Here is a 20,251-nt window from a genome sequence, read left to right as displayed (position 1 = left end):
CGGCCCATGACGGCCTCGGCAAGGCGGCTCCGGTCGACGGCGCCGTCGACCACCGTGCCGGGGAAAAGGGCTTCCACGGCCGGGGCTGCCGCTCCGGCATAGAGGCGGTGCACGGCGGCGTCGGAATCGTGCACCGGCACCCCTTCCTCCATGAACATGCGCGCCGTGGTGGACTTGCCCATGCCGATGGAGCCGGTGAGACCGAGGACGATCACGCGTCTTTCTCCAGATCTGCCACCACGATCTCCCGCAGCCGGTCGGTAACCTCGGGCCGCACCCCGAACCAGCGCTCGAAGCCTGGAACGGCTTGGTGCAGAAGCATGCCAAGCCCATCGACGGTGGCAAGCCCGCGCCGCGCGGCCGCCGCCAGAAGCGGTGTGCGAAGCGGCGCATAGACGATGTCCGTGACGATGGCCTTTTGCGGCAAGGCATCGAGATCCAACGCCGCTTCAGGCGCGCCGTGCATGCCGAGCGACGTCGTGTTGACCAGAAGCGCCGTATCGGCGAGCAGCTCGGGCACCGCCTCCCAGCCATGGGCGCTCGTGCCGCCGCGGAAGCGGTGCACCAGGGCCTCGGCCCGCGAGAGCGTGCGGTTGACAATGCGAATGTCGGTAAAGCCCCGCTCCTGAAGCGCATGGACGACGGCGAGCGCGGCGCCGCCGGCACCGAGCACCGTGGCGATGCCACCCGCACCCCAGCCGGGAGCGCCGGCATCGAGATTGGCGGCAAAGCCATATGCATCCGTGTTGCCGCCGCACAGGCGGCCATCCTCGAACCACAGCGTGTTCACCGCACCGATAATTTCGGCCGCTTCGTCACGCCACGCGACCAGCCGGTGGGCCGCCTCCTTGTGGGGAATGGTGACATTGCCGCCGACATAGCCGCCCGCGGCAAGCTGGCGAAGAAAGGCCGGCAAGGCATCCGGCGCCACGTCCCGCCGCTCGTAGGAGCCGGCGATGCCGTGTTCGGCCAGCCAGTGGCCGTGGATGAGCGGAGAGCGCGAATGGGCGACCGGGTGGCCGCAGACAAAGGCGCGAAGCGGGACTTCAGCCATCGATCGCCCCCAGGTCGCGCAGCTTGCCGAGCAACGGCAGAAGCGGAACGCCGACAATGGTGAAGTAATCGCCCTCGATGCGCTCGAAAAGCTGGATGCCCTCGCCCTCCACCTGATAGGCGCCGACGCTTGCGAGCGCCTTCTCGCCCACGCGCGCCAGATGGCGGCCGATGAAACCGGGATCGAGCCGGCGCATGGTCATCGAGGCCGTCTCCACATGGTGCCAGACGGTCTCGCCGCCGCGCGCCAGAACCACGGCGCTGTTGAGATGGTGTGTCCTGCCCGACAGCGCCAGAAGATGGCGGCGCGCGCCTTCCATGTCCGTCGGCTTGTGGAAAATCCGATCATCAAGCGACAGCGTCTGGTCGCCACCGACCACCCAGGCGCCGGGGTGGCGCCGCGAGACCTCCACCGCCTTGGCTTCCGCAAGGATGCGGGCCACATCCACAGGCGAGACACCCGTGCCTTTCAGCGGTGCCTCCAGCGCGCGCTCGTCGATCCCGGGTGCCACCGGCCGCACCAACAGGCCGGCATTTTCCAGAAGCTTTCGGCGAAAGGGGCTCGTGGAGGCGAGGATGATGGTCTCGATCTTCTCCGGCATGATCTTCTTTCCAGTCACTTTTCCAGTCACCACGGCTTGCCGCGCAGGGCCAGGATGGCGGCGGCGGTTTCCTCGATGGAACGGCGCGTCACGTCGATCAACGGCCAGTTGTGGCGGCTGCAGAGCTGGCGGGCATAGGCAAGCTCTCGGGCAATGGTAGCCCGGTCGACATAGGCATCGAAATTGTCGGCCGTGGCGGCATTCGACAACAGCCGGTTCTGCCGTACCTGGGCGATGCGCTCGACCGAGGCGACAAGGCCGACGATCAGGGGATGTTTCGCCCGCATCAGGCCTTCCGGCAGCGGCACGTCGAGAACGATGGGCACATTGGCCGTCTTGATGCCGCGATTGGCCAGATAGATGCTGGTGGGCGTCTTCGACGTGCGCGATACGCCGACCAGGACGATGTCGGCCTCGTCCACATCGTGCGGAAGCTGGCCGTCATCATGCTCCATGGTGAAGTTCAGGGCGTCGATGCGGCGGAAATACTCGGCATCCAGCACATGCTGTGCACCCATGCGGCGGCCTGCCGGTGTGCCGAGATAGGACTGGAAGACGGTGAGCACCGGTTCCAGAACCGAGACACTGGGCAGCCCCATGGCCTGGCAGCGCTCGTCGATGCGGCGGGCCAGTGCCTGATCGACGATGGTATAGAGCACGATGCCCGGCTCCTCGTCGATCTCGGCAAAAACCTTCTCGAGCTGCTTTTCGGTGCGGATCAGGGGATAGATGTGCTCGATGGCGCGGGCGTTCTTGTACTGCGCGGCAGCCGCGCGACCGGCCGCGAGCAGGGTTTCGCCCGTGGCGTCGGAAATAAGATGCAGGTGAAAGAAGCTCTGCTTTTTGTGCACACCGGCCGTTCCCGAAACTGTGAAGACCTGTTGATAACGCGCCCGCCGGCGGATGGCGAGACGGAGGCAGGGGAAAAGCGGCCTTTCCATCCACAGCCAAGGCCGCTGAGGACAGGGTTTTGCACCTGTAGAAAACTGTGTGGAGAAAGAATCCTGTCCACAGGAGAGCGCGGCAACCGGGGCCGCGCGCGAACATTCATCCGCTTGATTCTGCTTGGCGATATGGACCGGATACCGGAACTTTCCCCATTGTATGGAAAGGCGGCGCGGCAAAATGCTCAATCGCAGATATGCGACAAGCGTGGACAGGCTTTAATCCACACTTCAAACAGACTCTCAGAATCAAAAGAATCCTATTCTTGGATTCATTAATTTTTGGTTTCCAGGAGGCCGGCTGGTGACGGAGCGGACATTTCTCGAAGTGCTGAAAGGGAAGGCGGTCTTCCCGCCCCCTGTCTGGATGATGCGCCAGGCGGGGCGCTATCTGCCGGAATACAGGCAGACGCGGCAACGGGCAGGAAGCTTTCTCGATCTTTGCTACACACCCGATCTGGCTGTCGAGGTGACGCTGCAGCCGATTCGCCGTTTCGGGTTCGATGCGGCCATCCTGTTCTCCGACATCCTGGTGGTGCCGCAGGCGCTGGGCCGCGACCTGCGCTTCGAGGAAGGTGTGGGGCCGGTGATGACGCCGCTGGACGCCGGGGAGGTCGATCGCCTGCAGGGCGAGCGCTTTCATGAAAGGCTGGCGCCCGTCTACGAGACGGTGCGGCGGCTGCGCGAGGAACTGCCGGAGGAGACCGCGCTTCTAGGCTTCTGTGGCGCGCCGTGGACCGTGGCGACCTACATGATTGCCGGGCACGGCACGCCGGATCAGGCGCCGGCTCGGCTGTTCGGGCATCGCGAACCGCAGGCGATGGAACGCCTTCTCGACCGTCTCGCTGTGTGCTCGGCGGAATATCTGTCGCGCCAGATCGAGGCTGGCGCGGATGCGGTGCAGATCTTCGACAGCTGGGCCGGGGTTCTGGACGATGCGAGCTTCCAGGCATGGTGCGTGCGCCCGGTGGCGGAGATGGTGCGCCGGGTGCGCGCGCGCCACCCGGATGTGCCGATCATCGGGTTTCCGCGCGGTGCCGGCGCTCACTACGCTGCCTACCGCCGGCAAACCGGGGTCAGCGCGCTGGGCCTTGACTGGACGGTGCCGCTCGCCCAGGCGCGCGGCCTGCAGAGGGAAGGCCCGGTGCAGGGCAATCTGGATCCGATGCGGCTGGTGGCCGGAGGGCGGGCGCTCGAAGAGGGTGTTGACGCCATTCTGACGGCGCTGGGCGAAGGGCCGCTGATCTTCAACCTCGGCCACGGCATCGCGCAGGAGACGCCGGTCGAGCACGTGGAAGCCATGGTCAGGCGTGTACGAAAGGCTGAACGATGACGCGGGAGACGGATACAGCAGGCGCTTGGCGACGGGCCGTCCTTTCGCTCGGCATCGCCGCTGTCCTGACGGCGGTTCTGTTCGCCGCGGTGCCGCCGGCGCTCTATCTCTGGATCAAGGCGCTTCACGTGATCGCCGTCATCTCATGGATGGCGGGCATGCTTTATCTGCCGCGGCTCTTCGTCTATCATGCCGGGGTGCGCGCCGGCTCCAGCGAGAGCGAGACCTTCAAGGTGATGGAGCGGCGCCTTCTGCGCTTCATCATCAATCCGGCCATGATTGCCGCCTGGGTGCTGGGACTGTGGCTGGCATGGAAGGGGTTCGGCTTTTCCGGCGGCTGGCTGCACGCCAAGCTGGCAGCGGTTGTCCTGCTGTCGGCGGTTCACGGTTATCTCGCCAAGGCCGTGCGGCTGTTCGCGGCCGACCGCAACACCAGGCCGGCGCGGCATTGGCGCATGGTGAACGAGATACCGACGGTGCTGATGATCGCCATCGTCATTCTGGTGGTGGTCAAGCCGTTCTAGCCTCGGGGAAACGCCGCTCCCGGCGGCGGCAGACGGTGATGGAACGAAAAAGGCGCCTTGCTCTTTGTCCAGCGTGGCGATAAAAGGGCCTTTCCTTCCTTTCAAGTCCGGCGCCGTTTCTTCCGTTGTCCCGGACGCTGCCGGTGCCCACCAGCACCCCAGCCATTCCTCAGGCTTTCCATGATCTATCCAGAGTCCGCAACCATGCAGGAAATGAAACTACAGGAGCTCAAGAGCAAGACGCCGACCGATCTGATTGCGTTTGCCGAATCGCTCGAGGTCGAGAACGCCAGCATCATGCGCAAGCAGGAGCTGATGTTCGCCATTCTCAAGAAGCTGTCGACCCAGGATATCGAGATCATCGGCGACGGCGTTGTCGAGGTGCTCCAGGACGGCTTCGGCTTTCTGCGTTCCGCCTCGGCCAACTATCTGCCCGGCCCGGACGACATCTATATCTCGCCGTCGCAGATCCGCCGTTTCTCGCTGAAGACGGGCGACACGGTGGAAGGCCCGATCCGCAGCCCCAAGGAGGGTGAGCGCTATTTCGCGCTCCTCAAGGTCAACTCGATCAATTTCGAGGATCCCGAGAAGATTCGTCACAAGATCCACTTTGACAATCTCACGCCGCTCTATCCCCAGGAACGGCTGAGAATGGAGATCGAGAACCCGACGACGAAGGACCTTTCCGCGCGCGTGATCGACCTTGTGGCGCCGCTGGGAAAGGGACAGCGCGGGCTGATCGTGGCGCCGCCGCGCACCGGCAAGACCGTGCTGCTGCAGAACATCGCCCATTCGATCACCACCAACCATCCAGAGTGCTATCTGATCGTGCTCCTGATCGACGAGCGACCGGAAGAGGTGACGGACATGCAGCGCTCGGTGAAGGGGGAGGTGATCTCCTCCACCTTCGACGAGCCGGCGACCCGCCACGTGCAGGTGGCGGAAATGGTGATCGAGAAGGCCAAGAGGCTGGTGGAGCATGGCCGCGATGTGGTCATTCTGCTTGATTCGATCACGCGCCTCGGCAGGGCCTACAACACCGTCGTGCCGTCCTCCGGCAAGGTGCTGACCGGCGGTGTGGACGCCAATGCGCTGCAGCGCCCGAAGCGCTTCTTCGGCGCGGCGCGCAACATCGAGGAAGGCGGCTCTCTGACGATCATCGCCACCGCACTGATCGACACCGGCAGCCGCATGGATGAGGTGATCTTCGAGGAGTTCAAGGGCACCGGCAACTCCGAGATCGTGCTCGACCGGAAGGTCGCCGACAAGCGCATCTACCCCGCCATGGACATCCTCAAGTCCGGCACGCGCAAGGAGGATCTCCTGGTTCCGCGGCAGGATCTGCAGAAGATTTTCGTTCTGCGCCGCATCCTGGCGCCCATGGGCACGACGGATGCCATCGAGTTCCTGATCGACAAGCTCAAGCAGACCAAGAGCAACGCCGAGTTCTTCGATTCCATGAACACCTGACGCCTGCCGGCAGGCCTCGCCTATTGCGGTTGCCTGGCAGAGCGCAGGGTGGCTTCCAGAACCGCAGGATCCCGGATCGGCGGCAGGCAAGTGGGGCCGACGCACAGCCAGGCGCCCGGCATCGACCGGTCTATGGCGATATCCGCCGCGCGCTCGGCAGGTGTTTCCCGCGGTCCCAGGAGGATGTCGACGCGCCTGGGATCGCTTATTCGATTCGCAACCGGAACGAATTTGTCGCGCGTCGCGTCGTTGATGAGCAACTTCATGGGCCGGCTGGCGAGGGCCGCGGCGTGTACGATGCCAGCCTGGCCGTGACTCTGGCGCAGGGCGCGCGCCAAGGCGGCCTCGGCACTCTGTACCGCCTTCTCGTAGAGAACGTGATCACCCGTGGCCATGGAAAGCTGTGTCAGCGCGACGATGATCTGCGCCGTGGCGGAGGGAACGGCATCGTCCACGTCGCCGCGAATGCGCATCGGAACATCGGCGTTGTCCGATGCTGTCAGGAAGTGGCCGCCCTCTTCGCCGGCGCCGTGCCAGGTTTCCAGCATTTCGGCCCAATGCCGCGCCTGCGCGATATAGCGATCGTCCTGCAACGCGCCATGCAGGGCGATGGCCGCCGAAATCATGGCCGCGTAGTCGGAGGCGAGGGCCGGGAAATGACGCCGCCCGGCGCGGATGCTGTGCGGAAGACGGTCATCGACCATCGATTCGCAAACGAAACGATAGGCCGCGCAGGCCGCCCCGATCCACTCCTGCCGGTCGAACTGCCGGCCGGCCATGGTCAGCGCGGCGATGGCGAGGCCGTTCCAATCCACCAAAACCTTGTCGTCCCGCTGCGGGCGGACGCGCCTGTCGCGAGCGGCCAACAGGCGGTCGAGCAGGGCGCGCAGGCGCCGTTCCTGATCGGGCGGCAGTGCCTGTGGCCGTTGCGAGCGGTGCAGGATGGGATCACCTTCCCAACCCTCCGGCACAGACAGACTGTAGACATCCATCAGGAACCCTGCATCTTCGCTGAGAACCTGCTCGATCTCCTCGTGCCGCCACAGATAGAACTTTCCCTCTTCACCCTCCGAATCGGCATCGAGACTGGAGGCGAAGGCGCCGCCATCGACCCGCATCTCGCGCAGAAGCCAGCCGACGGTCTCTTCGATTCGCATGCGAAACAATGGATCGCCCGTCTCCGCGTAGGCAAAGCCCGCAAGGCGCACGAGCTGGGCATTGTCGTACAGCATCTTCTCGAAATGCGGGACCAGCCATTGCGCATCCGTCGAGTAACGCGCGAGACCGCCGCCGACGTGATCATAGATACCGCCGGAAAGCATATGCCGCAGCGTGGTAAGCACCGCGTCTCGGTGCGCAGCGGTGCGGTTTTCCAGCCAGTCGAGCCAGAGAACTTCAAGAAACGGGGCATTCGGAAACTTCGGCGCCCCACGCAGGCCACCCGTCTCGCTGTCCATGAGGGCGGCAATCTTGCCAGCAAGTTCGTGGAGGGGCGGTGGGATGTCCGCCATCTCCGAGGTCGCGCCCTCGGGCTCCCTGGGGGCCAGTCGGCTCGCGACATGGGCGGCCAGCGCCTCGGCGCTGCGCCGGATCTCGGCCTGTTTCTCCTGCCAGGCGGTGTGCACGGCATTCAGGACATCGATGAAGCCGGGCCGACCGAAGCGCCGCTTCTTCGGAAAGTAGGTGCCGCCCCAGAAGGGCCGGCCTTCCGGCGTGAGGAACATGGTAAGCGGCCAGCCGCCCTGCTCTCCGGTTGCCTGCAGGGCCGCCATATAGATCTGATCGATGTCCGGCCGTTCCTCCCGATCCACCTTGATGTTGACGAAGAGACGGTTCATGACCTCCGCCACCTCCGCATCCTCGAAGCATTCATGCGCCATGACATGACACCAATGGCAGGCGGCATAGCCCACGGAGAGCAGAATGGGCTTGGCCTCGGCGGCCGCTTCGTCCAGCGCTGCGCGCGACCAGGGTCGCCAGTGGACGGGATTGTCCTTGTGCTGCAAAAGATAGGGGCTGGTCTCGTCGCCGAGCAGGTTTCTCGCGGGCAGGATCAAGACTGACTCTCCATATGTGATCAGAGGAAAGGTAGGGCGCAAAGCATGGCGAATCAAATGCAGGCCCGGGAGACGATCTTCGCCTTGTCGAGCGGCACGTTGCCCTCCGGCGTGGCTGTGGTGCGTCTTTCCGGTCCCGACACACGGCAGGTGCTGGAGGCGATGACGGGCGCGCTGCCGCCGCCGCGTCGTGCCCGGCTCGGCGCAATCCGCGATCAGGCAGGCGCGCTTCTCGACCGCGGACTCTGCCTGTTCTTTCCGGGACCGGCAAGCTTTACCGGCGAAGACTGCGCCGAGCTGCATCTGCATGGCGGGCGTGCGGTGGTGCAGGCGGTTCTGGGCGCGTTGTCGGCGTTTCCGGGCCTGCGTGCAGCGGAGGCGGGCGAGTTTACCAGGCGGGCCTTTCTCAATGGCAAGCTTGATCTGACGGGTGCCGAGGCGCTCTCCGATCTGATTGCCGCCGAGACCGAGGCACAGCGCCGGTTTGCGCTCGCCAATTCGGACGCACGTCACCGCCGCCTTTACGCGGGTTGGCGGCAGACGCTGATCCATGCCCGCGCGATGATCGAGGCGGAGCTGGATTTCGCGGACGAATCCGATGTCCCGGGTTCGGTGGCCGCGACGGTGTGGCCGCAGGTGGAAAAGCTGCGCGACGACATTCTCTCCCATGCGGGCGCATATCGGGACGCGGAGATCATTCGGGAGGGCTTTCGCGTGGTGATCCTGGGCGCGCCCAATGCTGGCAAGTCCAGCCTGCTCAACGCGCTGGCGCGGCGCGACGTCGCCATCGTAACCGACGAGCCGGGCACCACCCGCGATGTGCTGGAGGTCCACATGGACATTGGAGGCATGAAGGTGATCCTCACCGATACGGCCGGCATCCGCGAGGCGCAGGGCCGTGTGGAGGCGATCGGGATCGAACGCTCGCTGCAGCGGGCGGAGGATGCCGACCTCGTGCTTCTTCTCGAGGATGCAGCGAGCCCGGTCACTTTCGGCGGGCTTCCGCGAAGGCCGGTGATTCGGGTCGGCAGCAAGAGCGACCTGCTGGCCGGGCGACCGCCTGCGCGCCGCTACGACTGCCTCCTGTCCACGCTTACGGGAGATGGTCTTGAGGCGTTGACGGACCTTCTGCGGGAGGCAACCAGCGCCCACATGGCGCGCGCCGGCGACACGCTGCCGTTCCGAGCCCGCCATGTGGCGCTGCTGCAAGAGGCTGCCATGACCCTCGAAGAGGCGCTGCGCGAGAGCGAAGCACTGGAACTGCGGGCCGAGCATCTGCGCCTGGCCTCGGACGCGTTGGCCCGCATCAGCGGCGAGATCGACGTGGACGATCTTCTCGACACCATCTTCTCGACATTCTGCATCGGCAAATGATTCACGTGAAACACGGGCCAAGAGACCTGCACCGATGATTCACGTGAAACACGCCATCCCACACTTCGTTTGGGTGAACGACCGTTTCACGTGAAACATCCGGGTGCGAAGAGGCTTGACGAGTGGATGCGAAGCGCGCATCTGACAGCGCGAAAGGAGCCTCCATGACAGAATCGTTCGATGTCATCGTGATCGGCGGCGGGCATGCCGGATGCGAAGCCGCCGCTGCTGCGGCGCGCCTCGGCGCGCGGACGGCGCTGGTCACTCTGCGGCGCGATACGATCGGGGCAATGTCCTGCAATCCCGCCATTGGTGGAATCGGCAAGGGCCAGCTCGTGCGCGAGGTCGATGCGCTGGACGGGCTGATGGGCCGCGTGGCGGACGCCGCCGGCATCCAGTTCCGCCTTCTCAACCGGCGCAAGGGGCCGGCCGTGCGCGGCCCGCGCACACAGGCCGACCGCAAGCTTTATCGGCAGGCCATGCAGGCGGCGATTGCGGAGCAGGAGAATCTGACGGTTATCGAGGCGGAGGCGCATGCGCTGGGCATCGAGAACGGCCGCATCAGCCATGTCGTCCTTTCCGGCGAGCGCCGCATCTTGTGCGGCGCCGTGGTGCTGACCACGGGAACCTTCCTTCGCGGACTCATTCATATCGGCGAAAGAACGTTCCCTGCCGGGCGAATGAACGAGCCTGCGGCAAGGCGGCTTTCGGCGTCCATGGAGCGGGCGGGGTTTGCCCTCGGCCGGCTCAAGACCGGTACGCCGCCCAGGCTGGACGGGCGCAGCATCGACTGGGCATCCATGGGGCGGCAGGAGGCGGATGACGAGCCCACGCCGTTCTCCTTGCTGACGGAACGCATCGTCAATCCGCAGATTGCCTGCGGCATCACGCGCACCACGGCGCAGACGCACGCCGTCATCCGCGAGAACCTCACGCGCTCGGCCATGTATTCGGGTGCGATCCAGGGGGTGGGGCCGCGCTATTGCCCCTCCATCGAGGACAAGATCGTCAAGTTTGGCGAACGCGACGGCCACCAGATCTTTCTGGAACCGGAGGGGCTGGACGACGATACGGTCTATCCCAACGGGATCTCCACCTCGCTTCCCGAGCCGGTGCAGCATGATTTTCTGCGCACCATACCGGGGCTGGAGCACGCGCGGGTGCTGCAACCCGGCTATGCCATCGAATACGATCATGTGGACCCGCGGGAGCTGGAGCCGTCCCTGGAGACACGGCGCGTCAAGGGGCTTTTTCTGGCAGGGCAGATCAATGGCACCACCGGCTACGAGGAGGCGGCGGCGCAGGGCATTCTCGCCGGTCTCAACGCGGCGCGCATGGCCTCGGGCGCCGATCCCGTGGTGCTGGGCCGGGCCGATGCCTATATCGGCGTGATGGTGGACGATCTGGTCACGCGCGGGGTGAGCGAGCCCTATCGCATGTTCACGTCGCGCGCCGAGTTCCGTCTATCGCTGCGGGCGGACAATGCCGATGAGCGATTGACGCCGCTGGCCGTCCGCCTGGGGCTTGCCAGCGCGGCGCGGCGCGCCCGGTTCGAGACGGCGCAGCAGGAACTGGCGGAGGCTCGGGCGCTCACCCAAGGGCGCAGCCTGACACCGAACGAGGCGGCACGGCATGGGATCGCGCTCAATCGGGATGGAATCCGTCGCAGTGCCTATGACTTACTTTCCTATCCTGATGTCACGCTTGAACGTCTCAAGGAAATCTGGCCAGAGCTTGGCGCCATTGCGCCCAAGACAGCGGAACGGCTTGAGACCGAGGCGCGCTATGCCGTTTATCTGGAGCGGCAGGCCGCAGATGCGGAGAAGCTGAGACAGGATGAGAGCCGGGTCATTCCACCGCATGCGGATTTTGGCTCGATCCCCGGTCTTTCCAATGAACTGAAGGACAAGCTGCGCCGACGCAGGCCGCGGACGCTGGCGGAGGCACAGCGCATTGACGGCATGACACCGGCCGCCCTGGCGCTGATCCTGATGGCCGTGCGCCAAAGCGAAACCAGAGGTGCGGCGTGAGCGCCGCGCGGCTTGCGGCCCTGCGAGATGCGGCCGGGCCGGTTTCACGTGAAACATTTCTGCGCCTGGAGGCCTTCGAGGCCGCATTCCGACGCTGGGCAGCGCGCATCAACCTTGCCGCACCGTCCACGCTGCCGCATCTGTGGGAACGGCATGTTCTCGACAGCGCACAGCTCGTACGCCTGGCGCCGGACGCGCGCCGCTGGCTGGATCTGGGCTCCGGGGGCGGCTTTCCGGGCGCCGTGGTGGCGCTGATCATGGCGGAGCATGACGGGGCGCATGTCGACCTTGTGGAAAGCAACCGCAAGAAGGCGGCCTTCCTGCAGACCGTTCTGGCCGAGCTCAAGGCGCCGGCGAAGGTGCATGCGCGACGCATCGAGGACTGTTCCGTGCTTCTTCCCGTCCCGCAGATCGTCACGGCGCGGGCGCTGGCGCCCCTCGAGCGTCTGCTTCCGCTCGCCGAACCCTGGCTCGCGCAGGGAGCCAGAGGGCTGTTTCACAAAGGCCGGGATTACCTGAGGGAAGTGGAAGAAAGCGGTAACGTGTGGCAATTCGATCTGGTAAAACATGACGCAATGACCGGCGACGGCGTGATTCTGGAGATCAGCAGTCTGCTGCGCCGCACCCCGCGCCGGTGAGAGCAACGAGGGAATTTCGGCTACGGGCATGAGCAAGCCATCGCGCATTATCACTGTGGCAAATCAGAAGGGCGGTGTCGGCAAGACGACCACCGCCATCAACCTGGCCACTGCGCTCGCGGCGATCGGCGAGCGGGCGCTGATCATCGACATCGACCCGCAAGGCAATGCCAGCACCGGGCTTGGCATCGACCGGCAGGCACGCATGACCTCCTCCTATGACGTGCTGACCGGGGCAGTCGGCATCCGCGACGCGGCAATGGAAACGGCCGTTCCCGGCTTGTCGATCGTTCCCTCCACGCTCGATCTTCTGGGCATCGAGATGGAAATCTCCAGCGCGCCCGACCGCGTCCTGAAGTTGCGCCGCGCCCTGCGTCAAGCGCCGGAGGGCGTGCCCTATTCCTATGTGCTCATCGACTGCCCGCCGTCGCTCAATCTGCTGACGCTCAATGCCATGGCGGCGGCGGATTCGGTCCTGGTCCCCCTGCAGTGCGAGTTCTTCGCGCTTGAAGGATTGAGCCAGCTTCTGGAGACCGTGGAGCAGATCCGCAGTTCCATCAACCCGAATCTGTCCATCCAGGGCATCGTTCTGACCATGTTCGACCGGCGCAACAATCTTGCCAATCAGGTGGTGGAGGATGTGCGCGCCTATATGGGCGAGACGGTGTATGAAACCGTGATTCCGCGCAATGTGCGCGTCTCCGAAGCGCCGTCCTACGGCAAGCCGGCCATCCTGTACGATCTGAAATGCGCCGGCAGCCAGGCCTATCTGCAGCTCGCCTCCGAGGTCATCCGCCGGGAGCGGCGCCTGCGGGCGGCATGAATTTTCGCATAGTCTCGAAAGTGTGGACCTGACATGAACGAAGATCCCTCGCGTAAACGACTCGGCCGCGGCCTTGCCGCCCTGATCGGCGAAATGGACAAGCCCTCGGGGAGCGTTGAGGAAACCGTGCGCGCCGACCGGCGCGTGCCGATCGAGTTCATCTCGCCCAATCCGCGCAATCCGCGACGCAACTTTGCCGAGGCCGAACTCGGCGACCTGGCGCAGTCTATTCGCGAGCACGGCATCGTGCAGCCCGTGGTGGTGCGCCCGGCGGCGGCCGAAGGACGCTATGAGATCATCGCCGGCGAGCGGCGCTGGCGTGCAGCCCAGCGCGCCGGGCTGACGGAGGTGCCGGTCATCATCCGCGACGTGGATGACAAGGCGGCGTTGGAGCTCGCGATCATCGAGAACGTGCAGCGCTCCGACCTCAATCCCATCGAGGAGGCGCGCGGCTATCAGCAGCTCATGGAAGAGCACAACTATACGCAGGCCGATCTCGGCCAGGTGATCGGCAAGAGCCGCAGCCACGTGGCCAACACGTTGCGGCTTTTGAAGCTGCCCGCCTCGGTCACGGACCTCATCGTCGACGGCTCGCTGACCGCCGGGCACGCGCGCACGCTCGTCAATGCCGCTGATCCCGTGGGATTGGCCAAGCGGATTGTCGAGGAGGGCCTGTCTGTCCGCCAGGCAGAGGCGCTGGCCGCCGCACCGGAAGGCACAGCGGCAAAGGAGGGCGGCTCACCGCGCAAGGAAAAGGACGCCGACACGCTGTCTCTGGAGAAGCTGCTCAGCGACCATGTCGGCATGAAAGTGACGATCAATCACAAGGAGAAGGGCGGCGAGATGCGGATTGCCTATCGCACGCTGGAACAGCTCGACGAGCTCTGCCGCCTCCTGCAACGATAGATTGGCCGCACCTGAAGTTTCTTATATTTCGCCGGCTAATCCCAGTTAGCCGGCAAAACGCAGGAAGAGTTACCCGCCCCCGATCTTGCGCCTCGAACCACCGCCCGCCCGCGCTGCCTCGATGGCCAGCGCCAGAAGTGCCTGGCGGGTGAGCGCCTCGGCGACCGACGGGTTCACGCGCGTTTTCAGAATGGCGCCTTGCAGCCGCTCCGCCGCAGCGAAGAGCATCGCCTGGTTCCAGCGCTGAAGGGCGTCTTCCACGGCGCGCCGGCGGGCAAAGAAGACGGGCGGGCGGGCGCTGGCCACCGCGGCCGCGGGGGTCTTGCCCTGTCCGTCAACGGCCTCGCGCAGAAGCTGCAGGTTCTGCACCTGGCGCAGGGCGGCAGAAAGGATCAGGAAAGGCGGGCCGCCGCTCGCCACATGGCGGGTGAAAAGCGTGTCGAACAGGGCGATGCGGCCGCTCAGGACGGCATCGACGGCATCCTCGGCAGACAGGCGCGACACGTCGCCCACCGAGGCGCGCACGTCCTCCACCGTGACCTCGCCCCGGCCGGCGCAGTACAGCGCCAGCTTCTCCAGCTCGCCCCGCGAGGCCAGCCTGTCGCCCCCCAGCAGGGCCTTGAGCAACTGCCGCGCCTCGAGCGCGATGGAAAGGCCGGCGGCCGCCAGCGTCTCGTCAATCAGCGCGTCCACGCCGCGCCCGTCATCGGCGTAGCAGGGCAGGGCCATGGCGGTGGTGGCCCGCTCCACGGCGCTGCGCAGCGCCGCCCCCTTCTTGAGGTCTCCCGCCTCGATCAGAACCACGCAATCGCCGGGCGGTTCGGCAACGAGCGCCGCCACATCGGCGGCCAGCGCAGCCTGCGCGCCTGCGCCGCGCACCCACACGAGACGGCGGTCGGCGAACATGGGCACGGTGCGCGCCTCCTCGAGCAGCCGGCCCTGCTGGTCGAGGTCGGCAGCGTCGATGCGGACCACGCTGAAGGGATCGTCGATGGGCAGCCCCGTCTTCTCCGCAAAGCGGCGCGCCCGCTCCGAGACCAGCCCGCGGTCCGGTCCGTAGATCAGGACAAGAACGATGTCTCGGTCGGGCCTGGCGAGCCAGCCTTCGACCTCATATGCCTTCTTCTGTGCCATGGCTGCAGACTTAAGCAGGCCGGGGGCGCTTCGTCCACGCCCCGTTTGGCGGATATCACCGCCTTCCCGCCTGCCGGGCAGATGGACGGCATCCTCGTCCCCTCCTGCGGCATGCAGCCCCTTGCCGTGCCGCCTGCTTTCGTGGAAAAGGCTGCCGGACGTCTGGGGCGCGGCGTTCTACGGATATCACGGGCAGCGAGGAAGGTACCGATGAGAAGCGTCTTCAGAACGTCTCCCGCCACGGGTGTGATTCTCCTCCTGTTGCTTTTCGTGGCCGTGTGGACCGCCTATCCCGCCTTCACCCGGCTCAATCTCGACAAGTATGGCGACATGCTGGAGAACTACTCCTGGGGCATCGCCTGGCAGGCCGGCTATTTCAAGCATCCGCCGCTTTTCGCCTGGATCACCGCCGGCTGGTTCTCTCTCTTTCCCAACACCGACTGGGCCTATTATCTTCTCTCCGCCGCCAACGCGGCGCTGGCGATCCTCGCAAGCTGGCGGATTGCGATTCGCTTTCTCGATCCGTGGCGGGCCTTCCTCTCCGTCGCCCTCTTCTTCTTCCTGCCGCCCTTCACCTTCCTCGCCACCAAGTACAACGCCAATGCGGCGATGCTGCCGCTGTGGCCCCTGACGGTGCTGCTCTATCTGCGTCTTCTGGAGCGCCGGAAGATGCTGGACGCCGTGCTGCTCGGCGTGGTGGCGGCCGCCGGCATGCTGGCAAAATACTACTCCGCGGTGCAGCTGGCCGCCATCGCCCTGCATCTGGTGGCAGACCGGGAGGCGCGGCCGATGCTGAGGCAGGCCGTCGCATGGGTGGCCTGCGCTGTCTTCCTTCTCCTCCTGGTGCCACACGCCGTCTGGCTCTTTCAGAACGACTTCCTTCCCGTCACCTACGCAGCGCATCAGGGCCACGGCTCGTGGCTGGATGCGCTCCTGACGGTGCCCAGATTCCTCGTCGCGGTGCTGCTCTACGCCTTGCCCGCCACCGGCGTCGTCGGGCTGGCGCTGTGGCGCAACGGCGCCACGCGTCTGGTGGAGCCCGGCTGGGTGAGACGGCTCCGGCAGGGTGTGAAGGGGCGCGCGCTTCTGTGGGCCACCTTCGGCCCGCTGGCGCTGGCCGTTTTCCTGGGAACGGTCTTTTCGGCGGATCTGAGCTCGGTGTGGGCGCTGCCCATGTTCTATTCGGTGCCGATCCTGCTTCTGCTTTCTGCGCCGCAGGGGCAGCTTGAGCGCCGACGCGGGGTGATTCCGGCGATCGCGGTGGGTTTCTGCCTTGTGCTGATGGCCGCCGTGCCGGCGGTGCGCTGGTTCGACCGCGCCGACGAGGTCTACCACCGCGTGCCCGTCCGCCGCATCGCCCAGGAGGTCGAGAGGGCCTGGGCAGCGCATACCGATGCGCCGCTCGCCATCGTGGCGGGAGACAAGATCCTCGCCAGCGGCGCCTCCTTTTATGGGCCTTCGCGGCCGCTTTCCATGCAGGGCAGCTCCTTCGCGCTCACACCGTGGGTCAAGCCCGAGGACGTGGCGCGCAAGGGAATCCTCGTTGCCTGCTTCAAGGAGAGGGGCCTGAAGGCCTGCGAGGCTGCCGCCCAACGTCTGCGCCCCGCCTATGACGCCCAGGTGGACGTCACCGTCCACGGCTTCGCACCGGGCGAGGAATGGCCGGTGCGCTTCTTCATCGCGCTGCCGCGGGCGCAGACCGCCGGCTAGAGAAATCTTCGCTCGATGGACCAGCGCGCAGCGAAGAAGTTGAGCACCGCGCCGACCAGGATTCCGATAATCTTCGCCGGCAAAAGACCTGTCAGCGGTGGCAAGAGGGCGACGGCCAGGCTGGACGTGCCCAGCGAGATGGCCGCCCCGCTGACCGCGAAGCGCGCGAAGGAGGCCCTCACGCCGAGCGTGCGCGCACGCTCGAAGGTCCAGCGGGAGTTGACGGCAAAGGAGAAGGTCACCGCGATGGCCCAGGCCAGAGCGTTGGCCAGCAGGGGCCACAGGCCGAGCCCTGCAAGGGCGGCGAAGGCTGCAAAGTCTATCGCCGAGTTGAGGACACCGACGACGGCAAAGCGCCAGGCCTTTCCGTGGAGAGGGCGTCCGGTTCCGCTCATCGTGCGGGCAAGGCGAGCTTCAGGCCCGCTCCCTTGAGCAGCGCCGGGAGCTCGGGGCCGGACAGAAAACGCAGCTCCTCCTCCCGGGCGTCGGTGAGCGCATCCCTCCGGCGCAGCAGCGTGTCCGCTTGTCCGGGGTGGCACATGACCACCCCTTCTTCCGGCACCAGCGGCAGAAGCCTCCGCATGGCCGGGGCGAACATTTCCGGCAGGCGCCAGTCGTAGAACCCGGAAAGCGGCCCGCGCATCGCGAAGCCCTCCTTCCGCATCCGCCGGTCGAAGCCGGCGGCAAGCGAGCGGACGAGGACCACCTTGGGAAGAACGGCGGCGGGGGCGCCGGCCGGCGAGGGAGCCGCCCGCAGCCAGGGGCGCCTTTCGGGCGGTGTCTCGCGGAAACGGCGGGCAAGCCAGCGGCGGACCGGCGCCAGATAGTGAACGTGCTGGTGCCCGTCGATGAAGGCGGGGGACATGCCGAGCTCGTGCGTGAAGCGGTCGAGCTGCGCGTCGAGCTCGCGCATGACCACCTCCTCGTCCATTGCGCCGCGCGCAAGGGCCGCGATCAGCCGCCGCAAGGAGGGCATCTGCCAAGCGCCGGATGCCGCCGGAAAATCCGTCAGCGTCAGGTGCAGGCCCAGCGCACAGGCGGGCTCCGCCGCGCGCAGCCGCCGCGCGTTCTCCGGCCAGTCGGCGAACAGCGTCATGCAGCCGGTGCCGCTCAGACGTCCCTCTGCCGCGAGCTGCAATATGCCGCGGCAGACCCCCGGCGACAGGCCGTAATCGTCGGCAATCAGCCAGAAGGGGCGGGAGGCACTGCTCATTGCCGTTCGCCGGCGCTCGTCGGCTGCCTCGGGTCCGCTGCCGCTGCGCCCGGGCCGGCGACCGACTTGACGATGTAGATCGGCCGCGACTTGGCCTCGCTCACCGCCGCCCAGACATATTCGCCCACCAGTCCGAGCAGGGCGAGGTTGAGCCCGCCCAGCACCAGAACCGCCACCATGAGGCTCGGATAGCCGGGCACGTCGATGCCGCTCGTCAGCACTTCCACAACGATCTTGATACCGTAGAAAAAGCCCAGAACGGCCACGGTGATGCCGAGCAGGGAGACCACCCTGAGCGGCACGACGGTGAAGGATGTGATCCCTTCCAGCGAAAAGGCGACGAGCCGCCAGCGCGGCCATTTGCTGTCGCCGGCGTGCCGGCCGGCCGGCACATAGTCGAGGCGCTCCTGCCGGAACCCGATCCACGCATACAGGCCCTTGTTGAAGCGCTTGCGGTCGCGCACCTGGCGCAGCGCCTCCGCCGCGCGGCGCGTCATGACCCGGAAATCGCCGGCATTCTCCGGCAGGCGGTAGCGCTGGCCCATGTTGACGACCCGATAGAAGGCACGCGCCAGCCACCGCGCGGGGCCGCGGCGGCCCTTGCCGTCGGCCAGCGCGGCATAGACCATGTCGAGCTCGCCGTCGGCCAGAAGGCGCCCGATCATGTCCAGCGCGATGTCGGCCGTATGCTGCAGGTCCGCGTCCATCAGCAGCACATAGTCGCCGCGGCTGGCGTCGAGGCCGGCGAGCGTGGCGGCCTCCTTGCCGAAATTGCGCGACAGGGTGACCAGCGTCCAGTTTCCGCTCATGTGCCGGGCAAAGCAGGCAGCGCCACCATCGGTGCTGCCGTCGTCGACCAGGATGAAGGTGGCTTCGAGCCCGAAACGCGCACGCGCCTGCGCCGCAAGCCGCGCTGCCATCGCTGCGAACTCTGCGGCCGTCTCGGCCTCGTTGAAGAAGGGAACCACGATGTCGAGCTGCATTGTCCTGCCGCCGGCCGAAAAGCACCCCGAAGGGCTGCAACTGCATATTTCCTAAGCCGCCGCGCCGCAAGGGCCCGGTCCCGGCCGCCCCCGGGCAACCGGCACGCGCGCCAGCCCAAATCCGTGTCCAAACTGTTGAAAAATGAGGTGAGCATCGCCGGCTGTCTTGGCGGAGGGGATGGGCCTGATATCCAACCTTCTCTGGAAGAAATGCCTTCTGACAGGTCGCCGTTCTCCTGGGCGATCCAGCTTCCCTGCAGGCCTACCAGTAGAGCCCAAGGCGATGGAACCGAGGCGGTGTCCCTCCCAGCGGTATCCTTGCGGTCGGGTAGCCGACAAGGGCGGGGATCGGGGTCGTGCGACCCGTGACCAGGTCCCGGAGGCGGCGGATTCGGCTTTCGGTCGGGGGATGCGTCCTGAGCAACGAGGGCTCCGGAATGCGGCGGCCGGGCAGAAGGATCTCCTCCCAGAACCGACCGACCCGGCGTTCGAGCTTGACGAGCGCGCGCACGAGCCCCTCCGGATCGCCGGTCAGCTCTGCGGCGGCGCGGTCGGCGTCGTACTCGCGCGTCCGCGAAAGGCCGAGTTGGACCAGCGCCATGAGGGTGGGCGCGAAGACAAGGAGAATCACGACATGCCAAGGCACATGGACCATGCCTGCCAGGACCAGAGGCAGGTTGAGGAGTAGAAGCAACTGTCCGAGCCAGCTTGCCAGCGAGACGAGGCGCGACATCATGTCGGCGAGGCTCATGATCCACAGGTCGCGGTTGGCGATATGCCCGATCTCATGCGCCAGAACCCCGGCGAGTTCTCGGCCGTCGAGCAGGTTGAGCAGCCCGTCGGTGACGCAGATGGCGCTGTCCTCGGGGCTGCCCAGGGCGAAGGCGTTCGGCAGCCGGCTCGGCACGCGATAAAGCGCCGGCGCGCGCTGCAGCCCGGCCCTGCGGGCGAGTTCGGCCAGGGCCGCGACGAGACCGGGGGCATCACGACCGGTGAGCCGCTGCGCCTGATAGGCCGAGAGGAGCAGCCGGCGTGGCAGCGCGGGCGCAAACAGGAGACCCCCGACCATCGCGAGCGCCATGAGGAGACCGGTCTCGGGTCCGACGATCGCTGTCACCGCGATCCAGGCGATCGCGGCCATGAGCCCGAGCAGCAGCGCCGATTGCACGAAATTGAGCAGGCGGTGGCTGGCGGAGGCCGCGGTCATCGCGTCTCGTGGCCTCCGAGTTCGCGTCGGTCCTGATCGCGCACGAGCCAATGGACAACCCCGAGCGCAAGCGCCGCGCCCGCGAGTGCGGCAATCTTGGATGATTCCGTCTCGCCGAGGTCCAGGATGATGAATTTGCGCGCGACGGCGAGGAGCGCGATCAGCACGATCGTGAGTAATGAGCGAAAGTTGGTGATGCCCTGAGGGGCGGCATATCATGGCGGTGTTCACGCGCCGTCAATTCTCAGCC

The 20,251-nt window shown here is 66.2% G+C and carries 19 protein-coding genes and 1 pseudogene; 9 read left to right on the top strand and 11 right to left on the bottom strand.

Annotated features, from left to right (window positions below):
- The 4 genes from NYR58_RS06790 to NYR58_RS06775 all read right to left on the bottom strand — a co-directional run.
- A partial coding sequence (locus NYR58_RS06790) for a dephospho-CoA kinase (RefSeq protein WP_261519728.1) occupies positions 1-215 on the bottom strand: 215 nt, incomplete at its 3' end.
- The gene (locus tag NYR58_RS06785; protein WP_261519727.1) at positions 212-1,054 is read right to left on the bottom strand and encodes a shikimate dehydrogenase; all 843 of its coding nucleotides are present in this window, start codon (positions 1,052-1,054) and stop codon (positions 212-214) included. The genes NYR58_RS06790 and NYR58_RS06785, both read right to left, overlap by 4 nt.
- Positions 1,047-1,655 (bottom strand): Maf-like protein, encoded by a 609-nt coding sequence (locus NYR58_RS06780; RefSeq protein ID WP_261519726.1) that lies wholly within the window; start codon positions 1,653-1,655, stop codon positions 1,047-1,049. The genes NYR58_RS06785 and NYR58_RS06780 overlap by 8 nt, the downstream gene beginning before the upstream one ends.
- Positions 1,656-1,681: 26 nt before the next feature.
- Complete coding sequence (locus tag NYR58_RS06775) at positions 1,682-2,506, bottom strand: pyruvate, water dikinase regulatory protein (RefSeq protein ID WP_261519725.1); 825 nt, start codon at positions 2,504-2,506, stop codon at positions 1,682-1,684.
- A gap of 397 nt (positions 2,507-2,903) precedes the next feature.
- Between NYR58_RS06775 and hemE the strand changes: the two genes are divergently transcribed.
- The 3 genes from hemE to rho all read left to right on the top strand — a co-directional run bounded on the left by hemE (position 2,904) and on the right by rho (position 5,926).
- Positions 2,904-3,932, top strand: coding sequence for a uroporphyrinogen decarboxylase (gene hemE / locus NYR58_RS06770; protein ID WP_261519724.1), 1,029 nt, complete (start codon positions 2,904-2,906; stop codon positions 3,930-3,932).
- Positions 3,929-4,456: a protoporphyrinogen oxidase HemJ gene (hemJ, locus tag NYR58_RS06765; protein ID WP_261519723.1), complete on the top strand. Its 528-nt coding sequence runs from the start codon at positions 3,929-3,931 to the stop codon at positions 4,454-4,456. Before hemE ends, hemJ begins: the two co-directional genes overlap by 4 nt.
- A gap of 204 nt (positions 4,457-4,660) precedes the next feature.
- Positions 4,661-5,926, top strand: a complete 1,266-nt coding sequence (rho, locus tag NYR58_RS06760; RefSeq protein WP_261519730.1) for a transcription termination factor Rho — start codon at positions 4,661-4,663, stop codon at positions 5,924-5,926.
- Between the two features lie 20 nt (positions 5,927-5,946).
- On the opposite strand, the gene NYR58_RS06755 is transcribed toward rho, so the two are convergent.
- Complete coding sequence (locus tag NYR58_RS06755) at positions 5,947-7,983, bottom strand: thioredoxin domain-containing protein (protein ID WP_261519722.1); 2,037 nt, start codon at positions 7,981-7,983, stop codon at positions 5,947-5,949.
- Between the two features lie 57 nt (positions 7,984-8,040).
- Between NYR58_RS06755 and mnmE the strand changes: the two genes are divergently transcribed.
- The 5 genes from mnmE to NYR58_RS06730 all read left to right on the top strand — a co-directional run bounded on the left by mnmE (position 8,041) and on the right by NYR58_RS06730 (position 13,754).
- The gene (gene mnmE, locus NYR58_RS06750) at positions 8,041-9,357 is read left to right on the top strand and encodes a tRNA uridine-5-carboxymethylaminomethyl(34) synthesis GTPase MnmE (RefSeq protein ID WP_261519729.1); all 1,317 of its coding nucleotides are present in this window, start codon (positions 8,041-8,043) and stop codon (positions 9,355-9,357) included.
- A 164-nt stretch (positions 9,358-9,521) separates the two neighbouring features.
- Positions 9,522-11,387 carry a tRNA uridine-5-carboxymethylaminomethyl(34) synthesis enzyme MnmG gene (gene mnmG, locus NYR58_RS06745; protein ID WP_261519721.1) on the top strand — a complete coding sequence of 622 codons (1,866 nt, stop codon included), beginning with the start codon at positions 9,522-9,524 and terminating at the stop codon, positions 11,385-11,387.
- Positions 11,384-12,025 (top strand): 16S rRNA (guanine(527)-N(7))-methyltransferase RsmG, encoded by a 642-nt coding sequence (rsmG, locus tag NYR58_RS06740; RefSeq protein WP_261519720.1) that lies wholly within the window; start codon positions 11,384-11,386, stop codon positions 12,023-12,025. Before mnmG ends, rsmG begins: the two co-directional genes overlap by 4 nt.
- 28 nt (positions 12,026-12,053) lie before the next feature.
- The gene (locus NYR58_RS06735; protein ID WP_261519719.1) at positions 12,054-12,848 is read left to right on the top strand and encodes a ParA family protein; all 795 of its coding nucleotides are present in this window, start codon (positions 12,054-12,056) and stop codon (positions 12,846-12,848) included.
- A 33-nt stretch (positions 12,849-12,881) separates the two neighbouring features.
- Positions 12,882-13,754 carry a ParB/RepB/Spo0J family partition protein gene (locus NYR58_RS06730; RefSeq protein ID WP_261519718.1) on the top strand — a complete coding sequence of 291 codons (873 nt, stop codon included), beginning with the start codon at positions 12,882-12,884 and terminating at the stop codon, positions 13,752-13,754.
- 69 nt (positions 13,755-13,823) lie between these two features.
- On the opposite strand, the gene holA is transcribed toward NYR58_RS06730, so the two are convergent.
- The gene (gene holA, locus NYR58_RS06725) at positions 13,824-14,888 is read right to left on the bottom strand and encodes a DNA polymerase III subunit delta (RefSeq protein ID WP_261519717.1); all 1,065 of its coding nucleotides are present in this window, start codon (positions 14,886-14,888) and stop codon (positions 13,824-13,826) included.
- A gap of 210 nt (positions 14,889-15,098) precedes the next feature.
- Here holA and NYR58_RS06720 point away from each other — a divergent pair, with 210 nt between their 5' ends.
- Positions 15,099-16,598: a glycosyltransferase family 39 protein gene (locus NYR58_RS06720; protein ID WP_261519716.1), complete on the top strand. Its 1,500-nt coding sequence runs from the start codon at positions 15,099-15,101 to the stop codon at positions 16,596-16,598.
- Here NYR58_RS06720 and NYR58_RS06715 read toward each other — a convergent pair.
- From NYR58_RS06715 to NYR58_RS06695, 5 genes and pseudogenes are all read right to left on the bottom strand, one after another.
- Positions 16,595-16,993: a GtrA family protein gene (locus NYR58_RS06715; RefSeq protein ID WP_261519715.1), complete on the bottom strand. Its 399-nt coding sequence runs from the start codon at positions 16,991-16,993 to the stop codon at positions 16,595-16,597. The genes NYR58_RS06720 and NYR58_RS06715 overlap by 4 nt on opposite strands.
- Positions 16,990-17,811 carry a ChbG/HpnK family deacetylase gene (locus NYR58_RS06710; protein ID WP_261519714.1) on the bottom strand — a complete coding sequence of 274 codons (822 nt, stop codon included), beginning with the start codon at positions 17,809-17,811 and terminating at the stop codon, positions 16,990-16,992. The genes NYR58_RS06715 and NYR58_RS06710 overlap by 4 nt, the downstream gene beginning before the upstream one ends.
- The gene (locus NYR58_RS06705) at positions 17,808-18,794 is read right to left on the bottom strand and encodes a glycosyltransferase (RefSeq protein WP_261519713.1); all 987 of its coding nucleotides are present in this window, start codon (positions 18,792-18,794) and stop codon (positions 17,808-17,810) included. Before NYR58_RS06705 ends, NYR58_RS06710 begins: the two co-directional genes overlap by 4 nt.
- 262 nt (positions 18,795-19,056) lie before the next feature.
- Positions 19,057-20,001, bottom strand: coding sequence for a zinc metalloprotease HtpX (locus NYR58_RS06700; protein WP_261519712.1), 945 nt, complete (start codon positions 19,999-20,001; stop codon positions 19,057-19,059).
- A pseudogene (locus NYR58_RS06695) lies at positions 19,998-20,174 on the bottom strand (phosphate-starvation-inducible PsiE family protein); the annotation flags it as partial. The pseudogene NYR58_RS06695 and the gene NYR58_RS06700, both read right to left, overlap by 4 nt.
- Positions 20,175-20,251: the final 77 nt, after the last annotated feature.

The sequence above is a fragment of the Chelativorans intermedius genome (assembly GCF_025398255.1).
In the GTDB taxonomy this organism is placed as follows: domain Bacteria; phylum Pseudomonadota; class Alphaproteobacteria; order Rhizobiales; family Rhizobiaceae; genus Chelativorans; species Chelativorans intermedius.
This window is presented reverse-complemented; position numbering and strand designations above follow the sequence as displayed.